We start from the raw sequence: 15945 nt of genomic DNA, 5'->3' as shown, positions 1-15945 counted from the left end.
GCCCTAGATGAGGCTCATTTGGTCGCCTGATTCCACGACCGGAGACGCCATTTCTGTATCGTTATGCAGATCCAGCTCCCGTGAAGGCAAGTCAACAAGAACTAGGTTGTGATTACCCATCTGCTGATTGATGATATTGCTAATGGTTACCCAGCATCCATTTCCAAGACCTGAGCCAATTCTTGGAATTCCAATTTTGACATTCCTGTCAAACTGCTTGGAGACCGCTTCAAAGCATGATCTGATCTTCTCATAATCAACATAAAGTACATCTGGATCGCGCCCCCAAGTATATTGAACAAAAGCATTGACGATAGTAACCGGCTTGCCATTTCGCTCAACCGTTACACAGTCAATCTTACCAAGCTTGGTTTTATCGCCCTTTGGCGTTTTCAAGAATGATTGATAAGCCTCAGGAAATGTGTTGCGAATTTCTTTGGCAATGCCGCTGTTCATATGGAAGCAATTTGAGCCATGTACAAGGACGTCAATTTCACCTCGATTTGCCATCTCCACCAGATTTCCTGTTTGATGCTGCTTTATACCCTTAAATGAGCTCAGGAAATCATCCACCAGTTCCTTCGGCTTCAAGCCAAACTTCTTGTATATTTTTTCTTCGCAGTCATCGATCCACGAGATAACTCGCTTAAGATGATCTGGATTTTTTAGGTTATAGACTTTAATCCCATAGGCATCGGACACACGAATAGCTTGCCCTGTACCACCTGTTTTTGATGAGGTCATGGCTGCCGTATAAGCGCCATCTGGTGTCTCGCAAATCGTAAACCTAGCCGGTGTATCAAGCGCAGAGCCCATCGCTTGCATACAGTTTCTTGACATCATGGCGCGTGGGCCTCGACCAAGCCTGTCCCAGGCTGGGTGGAATTTAGAAGCCATTTTCAGGGCCGCATCTGACTCTGCGTGATAATAACCCTCGGATGGGTTTTTATTTCTACCATTGAATGTTGGCCATGGCAGATGGACTTCAAGTACGTGCTTGTATTCTCTTTCAGGAAGTCCCAATTTTTTTGCAAGCGCGTCATAAGCTATCTTGGCCCCAACCTCGAACGATGTGTCAGATCCATCAGCACCGCCAGATGCCATTACTCCGCCGTAAAAGGCCATGCAACAAGAGAATCTCATCATTAGATATGAGCTTTTGCTTGTAATCCTGCGTGACCCGATACCTGCGTAACGGAAATGATTGAAGTTTGAGAGGTTAAAGTTAGTCATAAGCTCACGCGTTTATGTTGTTGTGCTTTTATTCTATATGCTTTTGCCTGTAAAAGTCATCAAAACATATATTGGATTGTTATGGTGTATTCTCAAACAATTGATTATCGAACTGCTTTTGCGGCGTTAAACGATTGCAAGCCTTATGTAGCAAGCGGATGTCGCGTTCCTTCATGCCGGCCTCTCGAAAAAAATCGTGACTCTTACTGAGGACTTTGATCTGACTGTCAACAATCGCTTTTGCTTCAGCATGAGAAAGTCCAAAATTCTCGCAACCGCTTAAAACATTTTCAACGGTTGATCTTCTCCCATACTTCCCAACCATAAGCGCCTGCTCACTCATTTGTTCTGGATGAGGAAGAATGTCGAACGCGGGTGACAATCTATACTCATCTCGAACAATCCTCAGAAATCCATGGTTCTTCAGATGATCGTCACTGTTGCCAATCAGGCAGTTAAGCGACATACGAGAGAAAAGTTCTCGAAGATCTTTTTTCGGTTGGGAGCTGATTCTCCTCACGATTTCCGCAAGCTTTGCATAGCTGATGATGGATTCCGGGTCATTTGGCTTTGCCCGCTCAGGATGAATGGCGGCATAGGCACTTAAGTAATGCAGCCTTGCATCACCGGCCCTATCAAATCGCTTAACCAAAAGCACAGGCTTGCCACCGACCTCTATGAGCTCTGAATGAGATACGTCGAGCCCGCATGTCCGCGCAATGTTCAAGCAGGCGTGCTCAGCCCTGACCTGATCAAACACATCTTCATCGCGCCCCAGCTTGGCTATCCATTCATAGCCATCATGCGAAACGGTTACTTTGGGGCGCGCACCGCCCATTGATGAACCATACCAAAGCATTTTTGCCAGGGCAGGATCTACGTTGTCATCACCCTCATCAATCTCATGAGCAACCTCCATGAGCGATACCAGGTCATCGAATCTAGGCGTTGGGTTCATTTTTGCAAGCTTGGTAAGGGTTGCCGAGAACCCAAGATCACCAACACCAGCGCCTCGCGAAGCCAACAGCCACTCTATTGGATTTTGGGGCTGATGTGAGTGAAGGGATAGAAGAACCTTTTTACCCCAGTTGTCAGGCGTGGCATCCTCAAGACAACCCCATAGCTTCGATGAGAGATATGCCTTATCAGACAAAGGCAAATTAATTGGATCAATCGAGAAAGCGTTAGGATTGGCTAGCCACTTTTTACCATACGCGAAGCGATAGACCCCATTGCTCATATCGACTACGCCAATGGGTTGCTCTCTGCCTTTGTCGATCACGAATACGTAGGCTTTAGAAATTGGTTTCCAGCTCATTATGGCTATCACCTCTGAAATGTTTTTGTCGCCATGTGGCTTCTAATCCAATGCCAACATCATCATTCTTCGGGTCAGCCAGGTTGGCTACCTGAGACTCAAGCCCCATGGCTTGCAATACGCTCATGACAACGCCAAGGGAAACGCTAGGATCGCCGTTTCGTAGTCGCCGGTAGGTTTGAGCAGTAATCAGCGCCCGCTCCGATAAGACCTTTACCGATAGTCGTCTTCTCTGTCTTGCTGTATCGACGTTCAGACCAAGGGTCTTGAGTGTATCGAGCGAATCATCAGTAAGCGTAGTCATGATGATCTGTCATCTTCCAAGGTTTCTAATGAGTGACACGTCATCCATATTAGCCACAACTCACGAGGTTTTCAATAGGCTTGAGCGGATTGTTAGGATTCGCTATTCATGAGCGAAGTGAGGTCTTCCATCATCTCTTCTTGCCTTTTCTTTGCCTCGCAGTGCTTACGCTTGATGGCCAGAGCTGGCTTGATCTTTTCGTGCGAAATTTTAGCTGTCGAAGATCTCTATACTTAGGCGAGCAGTTTCTCTCATTTGACTCCAGCAACCATTTGGCCACGCCAGGTGTCTCTCGTGCGATTTCGTGCAGCTCGACGATCTGGCTTGCATTTTCTAAGGGTTCTAGGCTACTCAGACAATAACTAATGTATATGAACAAAAAAGCAAAAAGGTTGGCGAAAGAAAGTGGCCAATTAACAAAAGAAACAGCTGTAAAGAACAAGACACAGGCACACAAAAACAGTGAGGTTCCTAGTGGTAATGCTGAGCCATCCGTTCCAACAAAGATTCGATATAGCGCTGTAGAGCGAATACTTTCTGCCTCCTAATCATCTAGCACCGCATGATTGGCGAAAGATTCTAAGTGCTGTTCTAAAAAACGTCTGTTATTTTCATGGGCTCACCAAGTTATTCTGAATAAATATTTTGCGCTAATATTAATCGCTTCAAATATTCACAAGATTGGCAATTAAAGATTTTTCGAAATCGTAAAGCCCCCTTCCCTTCTCAGCGGCAGATTTCATCAGAGTCGTAGATAGCTGAGATGATTCAAATCTTTTTGAATCAATCTTAATTTCTTTGAAGGATTCCAGGCTTGTGAAGTATTCCACGCCACTAATCCTGATTGAATAGGATTCTCTGAATACTTCACCAAGCCCTTCAGTATATGCCATATAAATAAAAAAAGATAATACCGGTGCAAATATGATAAGCATTAAAGATTCGAATGAGAATCTGATATCATCCCCGATGAAATACAGCCCAGTAACTAGGCTGGCGATGCTGACAAACGAAGCGATTCTGCATGCGAACTTTTTTTTCAAAGCTATTAAACTTTCTTCTTTGCGGTAGTTTCTCTTGTATTCAGAAACATCATCAACAGACAATGGGTTAAGCACATAGCTTTCTAAAGTGTTGGCGTATCGCATAGTATCTCTCCTTTTGATGGTTGAGCATAACCCAGAGTATGGTATATGTCAATATAGCCTTTACAGAATTATGGGGGATGACATATCATCTCCAATCCAATCAAAAGGATGACATATCATCTTTTTATAAGAGGCTAGAAGCTCAATTGTAGGCATGACATAATGTTTTAAATAGGAGTTATTCAAATGAGCGTTCTACGACCTAACCAACCTGATTCATCACCATGCGTAGGCAGGTGCTCACACAATGTGGGCGATGAGATTTGTCGCGGCTGTGGAAGGTCAATCCCCGAGGTTAGGGATTGGAATCAGTATTCATCTGAGCGCAAGATTGCGGTCAAGCATGTAGCTGAGGCTCGTATAGCAAAAAGACAATCCTGATTCGATACGCCTGCTAAACCGCATTCAATGATACACCCCGTGCGCAATGCGCTCGATGAAAACCACGACTGCATCGTAACCTTCATCTGTGGCGATCATCTGCATGGCCGTAGCGCCTCCCAAGCCACGCAGGAACCTGGTAACCCACCCAATGGCATAATCACGGTTACCAAGTAGAGCTTCTGCAAGCACTATTACGGTCACTCCCCTGTAAACAAGCCACCCGGCCTCAGGTGTCAATGTGTTACTTCTGACATGCGACTCAATGAGGGGATCCGGCAGGACTACGAGGTTCATGATGTCTATGCCATTGTCCGCGAGCGTTTCAATGGCTTTTCGAGGAATACCGGCTTCTACCAGATCGTTAAGGTTGGTATCAGACGGCATCCCCATTAACCAGGAGACAATATGATCAGTTTCTATTGATAGAAATTTCACAACCTTCTCCTCGTGATCATTAAAGGAACGTACGGGCCTGGCTGGTGCCTGTCGGCGGCAAAGAGAAAGCCCCGTCAGATACGAAGAGTGCTTCAAATTTTCTAATGTCGAGTAAAAATGAAGACTTGGCGTTTCGATCAAACTCGCTTTGTCGACGCTTGTAATAGTGCTCTGGAGCTCCTGCATCGATCATTTTGGCAACTTCAATGAAAGGTAGCCTAAATATTCCGCCGAAGTAATCGACTTTTGCCCCATAGCCCTCAAGCTGCTTCCAGTCTACCCATACGTATATGTCGCATTCTGGCGCCTTGCTTTTGTAGCTGTGATAGTCTTTGCGGTTGAATGTGAAGGTGTACCGAGGATCCATGCGGTAACGGGAGGCTGTGAAGAAAGGTGTGTTCTGAGTCTTGAGATCGGCTATTTTGTCTTCAACTATCAGGTCTAGGGCGAAGCGGTTGGAGGCTTTTTCTGGATTGATTACGGCGTTTAGATCAAGGTGATCGCGGCACAGCGTAACGAACTGTCCTTCGAGCTTTTCACCGTGCTGGCACCACCAATTTTTATCTTCTGTATCGTGCGGGACGTGATTGTTCCTATTCAACATGTGGAAATCTCAGGGCTAGGCAGATCCGGATACGGCATAATCCGGGCTGCTCGTTAATTCCTGTCAATTAACGCATATCAAAATAGGCTCATCAATACGATTGTTTTTAAAATTGTCTTTAATTTCATGTACCGATGAGTAGCAAAAAAAATACGAGCGAATCGCGTTATACTATGTGTCCCTGCTCGTGAGTCGATGTTGAATCTGTGATGTTTCCATGGAAACATCGTTTGGTTGGCGTGTTTGTCAGCTCATGCCGGATTAATGACGAAATCCAGGCAACAAAAAAGGCCGTTTCTCTCGAAACGGCCTTATCTTCTCTAAATGATGGCGCTATGCCGCCATCCCATTCTTAGCTACTAGGGCACTCCGAAAAGTCCTCCAGGGTCTGCTCAACCATTACCGGTGAAACCGAATATTTACGCCCAACATTCATCACATCGCTCAGTATTGAGACCCTGTGGCCAGCGTCACTATGTGCATACTGGTCAAGGTAAGCCATTGCTTGAGCTGTGCGCCACGCCATGCTTCTTAAGGCGTCGTCATATGCAAACCACTGAAGTGCTCTGATCTTGGCTTCGTTGTAGGCTTCGCCCAGCATGATTCCGTACGCGAGCATCTGCCCCAAATCAACAGCTCTGTCGTCGGTCTTTTGATTGAGCTGCTTCCCCATGAGATAAAACACAAAATCATCGTCACGATATGCCATCCATCCACGGCAATAGCAACACTCGGACTGGAAGGATCCAAACCAATCGAACAGAGACTCTTCACTGAGCATGCCCAGCTCTGGGTAGATGGCTTTAAGCTTCTTGGCATCGTCCCTGCTGCTCTCATCAACCTCGTCGAACGGGTTATTGAGTGAATCAAGACCAAAATGATCCACTAGAGACCAAATCTTGTTGATCTCGCTTTTGGCCCATCTTTTTGCGATTTCAGATTCCGAGCTCCATTGCTTTTCCAGCTCGCGAAGCGAATTGAATTGATCCTCCGTCACCAGCGGGAAACCTTCACGAAATTGAGTGCGCGCCATGGCACGATAACCATAAAAATCGTCCAGTTGCCACGCTTCCAGCGTGGGCTTTTCTGGCAACGAATCCAGTCCCCAAGACGCATGAGTCTTGAACTGCATTTGCTTAAAGACGAAATCACCTGGCCCTGACGTTTCGATGGACTCACTTACCAAGATATTGGCCAGCGCTTTGCAAGCTGCGTCTTTCGACGCAAAAGAGGCGAGGAGTACCGCATCGAATGGCTCAAGGCGAATGCCCCATGTTGAACCGTCCGTGCTTTCAATTGAATAGCCTTCTGGCTTTATGTTCTCGTTTGCCACGGCCTCATAGGGCAGCATAATTGCCCCTGGAAGAAGAGAGCGTATCTCTTCATCGGTTGCCGCTCTACGTACCTTTTCCTGATAGTCAAGTGTCAGCGAAACCAGCTTGTCGAAAACGAAAACTCTATTTTTACCCAAGACCTGGTAAACGTTGGCGGGAATGCCCTCAAGCGAGCGAATACGCTGCTTTAGACCGTCATTCCTGAATGGGCTATATTGCGAGAACTCATCAAGCACGACAGATTTTAAATGCCCTTTTTGAGAGATATCTTCTATTAATTTAGTCATTTGATACCTCAGTTGATGTGTTCAATAGTGAGCAAATAGAATTCAATGCCGTTTCGAAATTATGGCTTGAGCCAGCCCATTGGCAAGCAATCATCAGGTTTTTCGGAAGGTTGAAATTTTCAACGATATACCCGTCTGGGCAGCAGCCGAACTGATCCGTTGAAACTTGCTGGCGAAGCGGCACACTTTCGGGGAAATACGCCCAGACAGGTTTGCCGAGTGCTATCGCCACACCGACCTCAAATACAGTTCCAGAATCAGGCTCATGGCCGCGAAATGACTCCAGGTTAGCCAGGACGGCATCTGCCTGGGTTAGCATGGCCATGTTCGATTTGCAGATCCACTGGGCCGAATCCTCCATCGCAAGGCCCTGAGGAATATCGTTGTCCAAAGGATATAGCCCAATGACACCCGCAGCAGTGCATAGCTTTTTCAGTTTTTCCCCGTGTTCAATGGCATCAGGCCTGAATACATCGAAGCCTGCAAGGTAAATTTTGTGCATTTTAAGAGCCTTATGTGATTTCTAGAGGGGTCTTTTGATTTCAAAAAAATTGGTTACAACTGCTCTTGGATGTGTTGCGGCTTTGTCATGAATGGCGCCCATCCTAACTGCAATCCAATGCTCCTTGACGCTCAGGATAAAGATCTTTGAAGGATCGAGCTGCTTCACAAAGCTTGCGATAGTGGGCTTGCTGTCGGTTGTCATCATGGGGGTTATGGAAAGCCCCATGTCTCTTAATAGGCACCATCCTGCAACCGCGCTCATTCCTTCCTCCGCGTCCCAGTCTCGCTTGATGGCCATTTCGATGACCGTTGAGAGTGGTGCCCCAGAGACGATGTGGATAGCATACGGAACGCAGTCGCTCATGATTTTTCCAAAGCAAAAAACCCGAGTCACCTCAGGTTTAGAAATTCGTTAGGGAATTTTGAAGCCACCCTTGAGCTTTTCTAGAATTTAAAGGGCCCTGAGATTACAGGCCCCTTCAGAGTATCGTTAGGAAAGCTTACCTTCAAGCTGCTAGGCCAGAAGTTACCCCCATATCCACGCTCTCTTGAGCGTCATACCCCACACCTGCCTTTTTTGAGAAGTGGCGTTTCTTCTGTCATACAGTGCTACTCAATGTTCCAGCTACCGCTTGCCTTGCGGGCAATACGGGGTTCGAGCCCCTACGTGCGCCTTTCCATCAATGCCAATCAGCCTTGCGAGCCTTTCAGCACCTGGGTTCACTAACGTGCCCAGGATTAAGGTGCTATCACACTGTACCGGCAACGACTTTGCGTTTAATTGCAACGATGGGATTTGAACCCATGGCCTAACGATTAAAAGTCGTGTGCTCTACCAACTGAGCTACTTTGCTATACCCGCCAAGACGTGCGTTGCCGTGGCTTCATAAGCTTTTGACCTACGAAATACCACACGCCTCATGCCCTTTCAGACGGCTAGTCTTACTTGAACTGTAGATCACGATCTCGCGCCTGAAGACGCCAACCTTTGATCCACCGCTGAACGCCCTAATCGCCAAACTCGGACTAAACAGCTCGGCCTTTGGTTTTCACGCTCGATTCTTGAGGCCCCTAGACGCTTTCCAGGCATCTATAGACTGACCCAGAGTTTCCCAGCCAGTCTCTTTCAGGAGAACCTTCACGCTATCTTCATGCCAGGGGCATAAAGAGCGGCTTTCGCCACAAACCTCACCTTGTATGATTTACTCGACACCGAAGTGTCAAGCGGGGCTATGCGAGCTTTACCCCTTTCCACTTGTCACCAAGCGGTTCTGGTTCATCGACCATCAAACAGTACGGCAAGCCGCACTGTTAAAACCTAAAGCTTCTTTTCAAAACATAGCTTTTGAAAAACAGCCTGACTTGAATCTTAAGAGCCTTGAGATTACAGGCTCTAACAGGGCATCGTTCGATCAGCGTACCGCCGAGGGGCTAAACCCGGCGTTACTGTCTTATCCACGTCCGGCACGGACGTCATACCCCACACCCGCCTTTTATAGAGTGGCATGTCTCTTGACGCATGCTGCTACTCGATGTTCCAGCTACCGCCTGCCTTGCGAGCAGTACGAGGTTCGACCCCCTACGTGCGCCTTTCCATCAATGCCGATCAGCCTTGCGAGCTTTTCAGCACCTGGGTTCACCAACGTGCCCAGGATTAGGGTGCTTTCACAGCATACCGGCAATGGCTTTGCGTTTTTAGCAAACCATATATGCGATTTCTCGCTAAGACGTGCATTGCCGTAGCTCCATCAGCTTTTGACCGACAGAATACTACACGCCTCGCTGTCCTTTCAGGCGGCTAACCTTACTTGAACTGTTTAGTCACGACCTCGCGCTTTTTACGGCGCCTGCCTTCGACCAACCGCTACCCGCTCTTGCCGCCAAGCTCGAACTCATGTAGCACGGCCTTTGACATTCACGCTCGATCAGATGGATCTCCTAGCTGGTTTCTCACGCCAACTCGAATCTACAGTGTCACCCTCGATTCGTTTTCGGAGCTGATCTTCGCGCTATCAACCAGCCAAGAGCTGATTGCAAGTGTCTCACCTTGGATGTTTTTCTCATCTCTATCGAAACAAGCGAGGGTTTGCGAGAATCCCTCTTTCCAGATGTCGCCACCTGGTTCAGGCACACCAGCCCTATAAGGTACATCACTCGAAGCGACTAGCGCCTCTTGAGGTGCCTATAATACTCACCTTTTGCAAGGTGTCAATAGGCTGTTTGAGATTTTTTTGATTGGCATAAAATGCCCATGTCCATATAGTAGGAAATAAGACAACAAGAGGTATGAACCGTGGAAACTGCTCGATACGAATATGTAGATGGTCTAATGAATAGCATGCCAGCTGCTTGGCGCTACCGCTGGTGCACAGGAGGCATCTGCGCCTGCATGGGTGGGGCCAATTGCTCCGGAATGCTAATGGCCAACGGCGTCAGCGAAGCTGAGTGGCAAGCATGGGTCAATGCCAACCCGGCTGATGACGTAAAGCCGTTCGGGTCATTGCTGGCTGACAGGCTGTCCCTGGCTGTTAAAGTTGGAGTTAAGAGTTAAATAGTCAATTTGTTTATGAGCTATGGCGTGATCTCCGTCAATAATTGATGTATTGACGGGGAAACAAAAATTCAGTGTCTTTCTTTTCATATCAATCAATGATGGTTAAGAACGTACTTTAAGCAATATGCTTTGATCATTGTGGATTGATCGTGCTAAATTGAGTCATGAACCATTTGAGAAAATTAACATGTCCAGCATAGCGCCTAACTTTATTGAATTCAGAAGACACGTCAATGAGTTAATTAATGGTGGTGAACTGCCCCTTCCTGAGGACGCGCTCATTTATGCGATAAAAGAGTGTCAAGATCGCGAGATCTCATATCGCATCAATACCACAAAAACCACATCCATAATCAATCACAAGCATGTGGATGAGTATTGTGCTGCAAAAATATTCTTCCGTACAGAATCGTTGAAAGATGCTGATTTTAAATATCTTATAAATTCAACCTCATTCGAAGACAAATTGAAACTGCTGGATTCACTAAATGCAATTATTGGACAAAATAAATGTGATTTAGAAGGTGACCCTAAAGCCCAAGTGAAAAAACTCATAGCAAGTATTATTAGCTCTGAGGTAGAAAACAGAACTCGTCAAGTGGCATCAATTCTTGGCGGCAATGGCATTACGGTTTTGCTTAGCAATATCTATGATGATGCTACAGAGGCATCACTTGTATGCAAGAGCTTGAATGAAAAAATAGCAGATGAGCATGAATTGTGGGGCTTTAGTGCGTATTTGAATGCATTAAATGCAGCAATTCCATTGTTTATTTGCGGCAGTGATGAAGATTTAAGTCATTGGCTTAAGGTTGAAACTATTGCCAGTCATAATGGTGAGCTAGTTTTTTTTGATCCAGTAAGGCAACACGGAGTCGTAAACAAACTTCTTGAAGTCATGATGTGTATTACGACTAATGACGTAGGTCGATTGACTTCATCGCGAAGAACTGATTTACAACCCATACTTGACCTTCTTGGCCTGCGCCTCAACGCGCACATAAAAAACTTTTCACGCACGCTGGATATGGGCGTGACCCCTGCCCTACTTCCGTTTGGCAATAGAAATAATAAAGGTGATGGCGCTAATATGCCATGGCTAATGAGCTCCTTTTCAAGAAGACTTATGAAAAGCGGATTGGGCAATGATCTGTTAACTGAGATCAACACAAAAATGCTTGTTAAGCTATGCAATGGCAGCGTTAAGACTATGCCGAAAAAAGAAGTCACGAACTTCATTGAAACAATTAAAGATAGCGTTAATTGGACAACTGCAATTTCAGGAATGAACGCAAAAGGCCGAGCACTATTGATTGACCGTTTTTCTGAAACGAAATACTACCGTGACCTAATCAGTAGAGACGAGCGCTCTGTAGCGGTTAGAGACGAATTTGAACTGTAGTCAGTCCGCTTCCGCTACCAATGGGCTACATTCCGAAATCCTCTCGTACCCACTTAGTTCTCATTTTAGCAGCCTTGTCACCTAGGAGCTGAAATGAGAGCTCTCGACCGAATACTCTTTTGAATATCTCAACATGGCGATCATTTGTGACTAGCCTTGCGACCTCAGAAGGATCGCAAAGACGTAGCTCCTCAAGCGTTGCATAATGATCCCTGTCTCGTTGGTAATCCAACATCTCATCGCACATCTCAAAGAGTCTAGTGGTTGTTCTTTCCTCTTCGGGAACCTTGTGTCGAACGAAGACGGACTCAAATCCATCCTTGACTAACTGTCTCATTCCCCGTGTCGCTTCGTCTGGGCTCATTTCTAAACTATCTATCATTAGCTTTGTTTTTAATATGGCGGCCAGTACCTTGTCAGTAAGGGCATGATGAGGCACGTAAGAAGTTCTCATGCTCAAGTAGCCGGCGTTCATGAACTCCAATACTTGATCTTCTGTTTGCATATCATCAGGAATCGAAAAGAATACGCTAGAGCTATACCCACTTGCCTGCAAGCATTCACTCCAAAATTCTGCGTCAGCTTCGAATAGCCCTTTTCGATTTCGGTGGTTGAGTAGAATTGACATCTTCAGGAAAACTGAAGGTGTTTCCATTGCTGCGGCAATCATGAATTCTCTACGCACCAGAGAGTGAGGTATAAACTCAAGGCACTGAATGTTGGCAATGAATGCTCTGTCTGCTATCTCCTGGGTAAGCCTGCCATTTAGGCAAATATCAAAGATTCTAATAATCCTTGGCTCTTCATATGCCGCTTCAATGATTAACTCATCGCTCCAATCCTTAATGGGCAGGATATCCTCACCCTCACCATAAATCCTAAGAAAATATTCACAAGATTTAGTTCGAGTTAGAGTTGGCAGTTCATCGATCAGATTTATATCTATACCTGAATATGCCCTACTTTCAACTATTTCAGATCTGTTTCGTGACTGGTTATTTTCTGCGTTGCTCATGAGTGCATCCTGTTGAAGTTATTTCACTATAGCTGTTCACGAATGCTCGGCTCAAGCCTGTTCAGACAAAGCGAACCGTAGCTATTGACAATTGATTTACGATTGCTATTATTGCATCAACCATAACCGCAATAGGCTCATCATGTATCTATACATCCAGGGATTCCATTAGGTTACTTTACCTGAGGAATAACCCATGATTTACCAAGATCAGAAACACTCCGACGAATGCTTTGTGCAGCGCCTGGTTAGAGTAAAGGCGCCTGGTGATGGCATTGACGGGCTTGTAAACCCTTACCGTGATGTGTACACCCTCCATGAGCTTGTTTGCTCACTTGGGGTCTATAATTTCATCGATACATTTTTGAGAGAAAAGCGTTACTATGTAACGGATGGTGTTGAGGGGTTCTGGCACCCTCACAATGTCCAGCTGTTGCTGATTGATCAGCGTAGCGGTAAGCAGATTGATCCGGTTGGGGCTCTACGTGTCATTAATCGCCACTATGCGCTAGACCTGTACATGCTTCGCCCAAGAAAGTCAGGAAGACCTGGCAGACGGTGGCGTGGTAGTAAGTATTACAGGAAGACAACCAACATCTCGATTCTGGCTGCGAACCAGGCTCTGGATGATTTGGAGCCACCGGTTAGAAAGGGGTACATTGAAAAGCTGCGTGATTGCTTTGAGATTTGCCGGTCTAACAGTCGTGATCGAAGCTGGAAACGATACCGCGATACGCAGTATCGTGATGCCCGAAAGTGATGTGAGAAAGCACTGAGCCAACGACGTAATCAGGATGACGACCATGATAGATGCGACGCGGTATCAACCTTTTTCGGAAATTATTCAACGTTCGCTGTCCGGGAGGGGCTAAAGCAGCAGTCCTGATTTCCAATCAAACCTACTCGTTGTTATCATTTTATGCATAAAAACAATAAAATGGTGACGCTATGCAGCATGTTTCGATTGGTCAGGCGAGTGAACTATTAGGCGTTGCGGTTTCTACACTCAGGCGTTGGGAAAATGAGGGACGCTTGCGGCCCTCCTTTCGCACTTGTGGTGGCCATCGCCGCTATTCGCTGCTTGAACTTAACCAAAAGTGTGGCAAATCCAGACCTGATGATCGAAAGGTTGTCGCTTATGCCCGCGTGTCATCGCATGACCAAAAGGCTGATCTAGAGCGTCAAAAGATTCGCCTGGAAGATCATTGCCATAAGGCTGGATACACCAACCTGGAACTACTGACCGATCTGGGTAGTGGCCTTAACTACCAGAAAAAATCCTTCCGCAAACTACTCAAAATGATTGCGCTCGGCCAGGTTTCAACCTTGGTTCTTATGCACAAAGATCGCCTGCTAAGATTTGGTGCGGATATTGTTTTCGAACTTTGCAAACTCAACAAAACCGACGTGGTAATTCTTGAAGATGAGCAAGCTAATACCATAGAAAACCGCCTTGTAGCCGATGTCATCGAGTTGATGACGGTGTTTTCCGCTCGTTTATACGGCGCCCGTTCTCACAAGAACCGCAAAGCGGCTTGACGGAGGGGGTGAATTGACTTATTGATAAAGATTGGCTATCATTTAGCCATGATTAAATCTCTTCCAACTCGCATCACGACCATCCAGACACGTTTGCCGCGTGATACGGATTTGTCTGTCGTTGCAGCGTTGGACGCCTATGCCGAGTTGTTTTCGCGGCTTGAAAGGGTCGCGATAGCGACCCGCACGAAGGGCGAGAAAGTCGATAAAAAGGCTTTCCTGAAACAACATGGCATTACTGGCCGTCAATTTAATGCACTGATCAGAAGTGTCGACGGGAAAATCGATTCTCAGCTGAGTAATCTCGAAAACTATATTGAGGACTGCCGGGTCAAGATCGCTGGTCAGAACGTACGTATCAGCAAAAAGCTTGGGCTCATTGACCAGCCACGGTGGGCCGGTAAAACCGAGCGGCTTCATCAGGCTGTGCGTCAGCACAGGATCAGAATTAATCACCTGGAAGCCAGAAAAGCCGGTTATGAACGTCAGGTCGAGGCCAAGCGGCCATCGATCTGCATGGGCAGCCGCAGGCTGTTCAGGCAGCAATTCAACCTGATTGAAAACGGCCTGAACAATCATGCTGAGTGGCTGGAGCTTTGGCGCCGTGAGCGCAGCAGCCAGTTTTTTGTGCTGGGATCCAAAGACGAAAGCAGCGGCTGCCAGGGCTGTGTGATCATCCCCCAGGGCGATGGCATTTATACGCTGAAGCTTAGATTGCCCGACGCGCTTAAAGAAATCCACGGTGAGTATTGCTACATCACTGATATCCGTTTTGGTCACGATCAGCGCTGGATCTATGAAGCAATAACTGCCAATCGGCTTAGGAAGGTTGCGCTATCTGACTACCGCAAGCAGGCCAAAGATACTGAGTTTGTCGGGCCCCTCAATAAGGAGTCTCGTTTTCTGGATGCTTATGGACAGGCCATGAGCTACCGTTTCGTGCGAGATGAAAAGCGTGGCTGGCGCATTCTGGTCACAACCGAACGATCAGGCCAAGTCATCACCACAGATCGGCGTAACGGGGCCATCGGTATCGACCTGAACAACCATCACTTGGCTATGACGGAAGTCGATTGGAAAGGCAACAAGGTCGGCTGTGCCGACCATGTGTTTCGATTTCAAGACAACATCACCAGCCCAGCCACGACCACCCGGCTTCAGATGGCTGCGGTTGAAATCGTTGCCCAGGCCAAGCGAGTTGGAAAGCCCGTGGTGATCGAGAACCTGGATTTCAGCTTCAAAAAATCCAGCATGCAGAAGGGTAAGGCCAGCGATGCCAAGCTGAATAAAGTGGTTAGCTCGCTGGTGTATCGAAAGTTTCGCCAGATCATCGAAACCCGCGCCTTCAAAGAGGGCGTCGAGGTGATTGCGGTCAATCCGGCCTTCACCAGCTTCATCGGCAAGCTGAAGTACCTGAATCAAACCAAAAACAGCGCTCACCAGGCCGCAGGCCTGGTGATAGCAAGGCGTGGCATGGGCCTTGGAGACCGATTACCGCGCACCAGTGTTGTACCTGTCATGCGTCGACCTTGCACTTTCCAGGCGCCAGTGGATGCCCGGAAAGATGAAGCCAAGTGTCTAAAAAAGGCCATGTCAGCGTACGGAAAGTGGTACACGTCAACGCGGGCTGAGGCGAGGAAACGGACACACGTGTTCCGTCTCCAACTCTCAGCCAGACTGGAAAGTATTCCTTTCTAGACGCAACGTGCCTTAACCATTAGACCCCAAAGCGCGCTCGGGGGTCGACCATCAAACCGAAATGAGTAGGTTTGACGGGGTTGTTAGGAGCGGTGCTTGCAAGAATGATCTTGATCGGCACCCTGATTACCCTGCACCACGTTACGTAGTCAAAATGTGTGAGGAGCTGACCAGAGCAGTTGTTGA

General features: G+C 47.0%; 15 protein-coding genes and 1 tRNA gene. 5 read left to right on the top strand and 11 right to left on the bottom strand.

Annotated elements, in window-relative coordinates; genetic code table 11:
• Nucleotides 1–3: 3 nt before the first annotated feature.
• From P5704_024260 to P5704_024245, 4 genes are all read right to left on the bottom strand, one after another.
• Complete coding sequence (locus tag P5704_024260) at nucleotides 4–1233, bottom strand: hypothetical protein (GenBank protein ID WOF81915.1); 1230 nt, start codon at nucleotides 1231–1233, stop codon at nucleotides 4–6.
• Between the two features lie 79 nt (nucleotides 1234–1312).
• Nucleotides 1313–2551 carry a type II toxin-antitoxin system HipA family toxin gene (locus P5704_024255; GenBank protein WOF81914.1) on the bottom strand — a complete coding sequence of 413 codons (1239 nt, stop codon included), beginning with the start codon at nucleotides 2549–2551 and terminating at the stop codon, nucleotides 1313–1315.
• Complete coding sequence (locus tag P5704_024250) at nucleotides 2529–2855, bottom strand: helix-turn-helix transcriptional regulator (GenBank protein ID WOF81913.1); 327 nt, start codon at nucleotides 2853–2855, stop codon at nucleotides 2529–2531. Before P5704_024250 ends, P5704_024255 begins: the two co-directional genes overlap by 23 nt.
• Before the next feature lie 665 nt (nucleotides 2856–3520).
• The gene (locus P5704_024245; protein ID WOF81912.1) at nucleotides 3521–4003 is read right to left on the bottom strand and encodes a hypothetical protein; all 483 of its coding nucleotides are present in this window, start codon (nucleotides 4001–4003) and stop codon (nucleotides 3521–3523) included.
• A 186-nt stretch (nucleotides 4004–4189) separates the two neighbouring features.
• Between P5704_024245 and P5704_024240 the strand changes: the two genes are divergently transcribed.
• Entirely contained in the window at nucleotides 4190–4384 is a 195-nt protein-coding gene (locus P5704_024240; protein ID WOF81911.1) for a DUF1289 domain-containing protein, read from the top strand.
• 24 nt (nucleotides 4385–4408) lie between these two features.
• On the opposite strand, the gene P5704_024235 is transcribed toward P5704_024240, so the two are convergent.
• From P5704_024235 to P5704_024210, 6 genes are all read right to left on the bottom strand, one after another.
• Entirely contained in the window at nucleotides 4409–4822 is a 414-nt protein-coding gene (locus P5704_024235; GenBank protein WOF81910.1) for an antitoxin Xre/MbcA/ParS toxin-binding domain-containing protein, read from the bottom strand.
• Between the two features lie 19 nt (nucleotides 4823–4841).
• Entirely contained in the window at nucleotides 4842–5426 is a 585-nt protein-coding gene (locus P5704_024230) for a hypothetical protein (protein ID WOF81909.1), read from the bottom strand.
• Nucleotides 5427–5778: 352 nt separating this feature from the next.
• Complete coding sequence (locus tag P5704_024225; GenBank protein ID WOF81908.1) at nucleotides 5779–7047, bottom strand: hypothetical protein; 1269 nt, start codon at nucleotides 7045–7047, stop codon at nucleotides 5779–5781.
• Nucleotides 7040–7549 (bottom strand): nucleoside 2-deoxyribosyltransferase, encoded by a 510-nt coding sequence (locus tag P5704_024220; protein WOF81907.1) that lies wholly within the window; start codon nucleotides 7547–7549, stop codon nucleotides 7040–7042. The genes P5704_024225 and P5704_024220 overlap by 8 nt, the downstream gene beginning before the upstream one ends.
• A gap of 21 nt (nucleotides 7550–7570) precedes the next feature.
• Nucleotides 7571–7915 (bottom strand): hypothetical protein, encoded by a 345-nt coding sequence (locus tag P5704_024215; GenBank protein ID WOF81906.1) that lies wholly within the window; start codon nucleotides 7913–7915, stop codon nucleotides 7571–7573.
• 417 nt (nucleotides 7916–8332) lie between these two features.
• Nucleotides 8333–8405 (bottom strand) — tRNA-Lys (locus P5704_024210).
• Nucleotides 8406–10292: 1887 nt separating this feature from the next.
• Here P5704_024210 and P5704_024205 point away from each other — a divergent pair.
• Complete coding sequence (locus P5704_024205; GenBank protein WOF81905.1) at nucleotides 10293–11507, top strand: hypothetical protein; 1215 nt, start codon at nucleotides 10293–10295, stop codon at nucleotides 11505–11507.
• Nucleotides 11508–11532: 25 nt separating this feature from the next.
• On the opposite strand, the gene P5704_024200 is transcribed toward P5704_024205, so the two are convergent.
• Entirely contained in the window at nucleotides 11533–12522 is a 990-nt protein-coding gene (locus tag P5704_024200) for a hypothetical protein (protein WOF81904.1), read from the bottom strand.
• A 196-nt stretch (nucleotides 12523–12718) separates the two neighbouring features.
• Between P5704_024200 and P5704_024195 the strand changes: the two genes are divergently transcribed.
• From P5704_024195 to P5704_024185, 3 genes are all read left to right on the top strand, one after another.
• Nucleotides 12719–13282, top strand: coding sequence for a hypothetical protein (locus P5704_024195; protein ID WOF81903.1), 564 nt, complete (start codon nucleotides 12719–12721; stop codon nucleotides 13280–13282).
• 188 nt (nucleotides 13283–13470) lie between these two features.
• The gene (locus P5704_024190) at nucleotides 13471–14061 is read left to right on the top strand and encodes an IS607 family transposase (protein WOF81902.1); all 591 of its coding nucleotides are present in this window, start codon (nucleotides 13471–13473) and stop codon (nucleotides 14059–14061) included.
• A 48-nt stretch (nucleotides 14062–14109) separates the two neighbouring features.
• Nucleotides 14110–15759 carry an IS200/IS605 family accessory protein TnpB-related protein gene (locus tag P5704_024185; protein WOF81901.1) on the top strand — a complete coding sequence of 550 codons (1650 nt, stop codon included), beginning with the start codon at nucleotides 14110–14112 and terminating at the stop codon, nucleotides 15757–15759.
• The last annotated feature ends 186 nt before the right edge of the window (nucleotides 15760–15945 follow it).

It is taken from the genome of Pseudomonas sp. FeN3W, assembly GCA_030263805.2.
Classification (GTDB): domain Bacteria; phylum Pseudomonadota; class Gammaproteobacteria; order Pseudomonadales; family Pseudomonadaceae; genus Stutzerimonas; species Stutzerimonas stutzeri_G.
The sequence above is the reverse complement of the archived record's forward strand: the minus strand, read 5'-3'. Positions and strand labels throughout refer to the sequence as shown.

What these genes read in the sequence shown, in the direction of transcription:
- P5704_024260 (WOF81915.1), bottom strand. Translation starts at nt 1,233, where the DNA reads ATGACTAACTTTAACCTCTCAAACTTCAATCATTTCCGTTACGCAGGT.
- P5704_024255 (WOF81914.1), bottom strand. Translation starts at nt 2,551, where the DNA reads ATGAGCTGGAAACCAATTTCTAAAGCCTACGTATTCGTGATCGACAAA.
- P5704_024250 (WOF81913.1), bottom strand. Translation starts at nt 2,855, where the DNA reads ATGACTACGCTTACTGATGATTCGCTCGATACACTCAAGACCCTTGGT.
- P5704_024245 (WOF81912.1), bottom strand. Translation starts at nt 4,003, where the DNA reads ATGCGATACGCCAACACTTTAGAAAGCTATGTGCTTAACCCATTGTCT.
- P5704_024240 (WOF81911.1), top strand. Translation starts at nt 4,190, where the DNA reads ATGAGCGTTCTACGACCTAACCAACCTGATTCATCACCATGCGTAGGC.
- P5704_024230 (WOF81909.1), bottom strand. Translation starts at nt 5,426, where the DNA reads ATGTTGAATAGGAACAATCACGTCCCGCACGATACAGAAGATAAAAAT.
- P5704_024225 (WOF81908.1), bottom strand. Translation starts at nt 7,047, where the DNA reads ATGACTAAATTAATAGAAGATATCTCTCAAAAAGGGCATTTAAAATCT.
- P5704_024220 (WOF81907.1), bottom strand. Translation starts at nt 7,549, where the DNA reads ATGCACAAAATTTACCTTGCAGGCTTCGATGTATTCAGGCCTGATGCC.
- P5704_024215 (WOF81906.1), bottom strand. Translation starts at nt 7,915, where the DNA reads ATGAGCGACTGCGTTCCGTATGCTATCCACATCGTCTCTGGGGCACCA.
- P5704_024205 (WOF81905.1), top strand. Translation starts at nt 10,293, where the DNA reads ATGTCCAGCATAGCGCCTAACTTTATTGAATTCAGAAGACACGTCAAT.
- P5704_024200 (WOF81904.1), bottom strand. Translation starts at nt 12,522, where the DNA reads ATGAGCAACGCAGAAAATAACCAGTCACGAAACAGATCTGAAATAGTT.
- P5704_024195 (WOF81903.1), top strand. Translation starts at nt 12,719, where the DNA reads ATGATTTACCAAGATCAGAAACACTCCGACGAATGCTTTGTGCAGCGC.
- P5704_024190 (WOF81902.1), top strand. Translation starts at nt 13,471, where the DNA reads ATGCAGCATGTTTCGATTGGTCAGGCGAGTGAACTATTAGGCGTTGCG.
- P5704_024185 (WOF81901.1), top strand. Translation starts at nt 14,110, where the DNA reads ATGATTAAATCTCTTCCAACTCGCATCACGACCATCCAGACACGTTTG.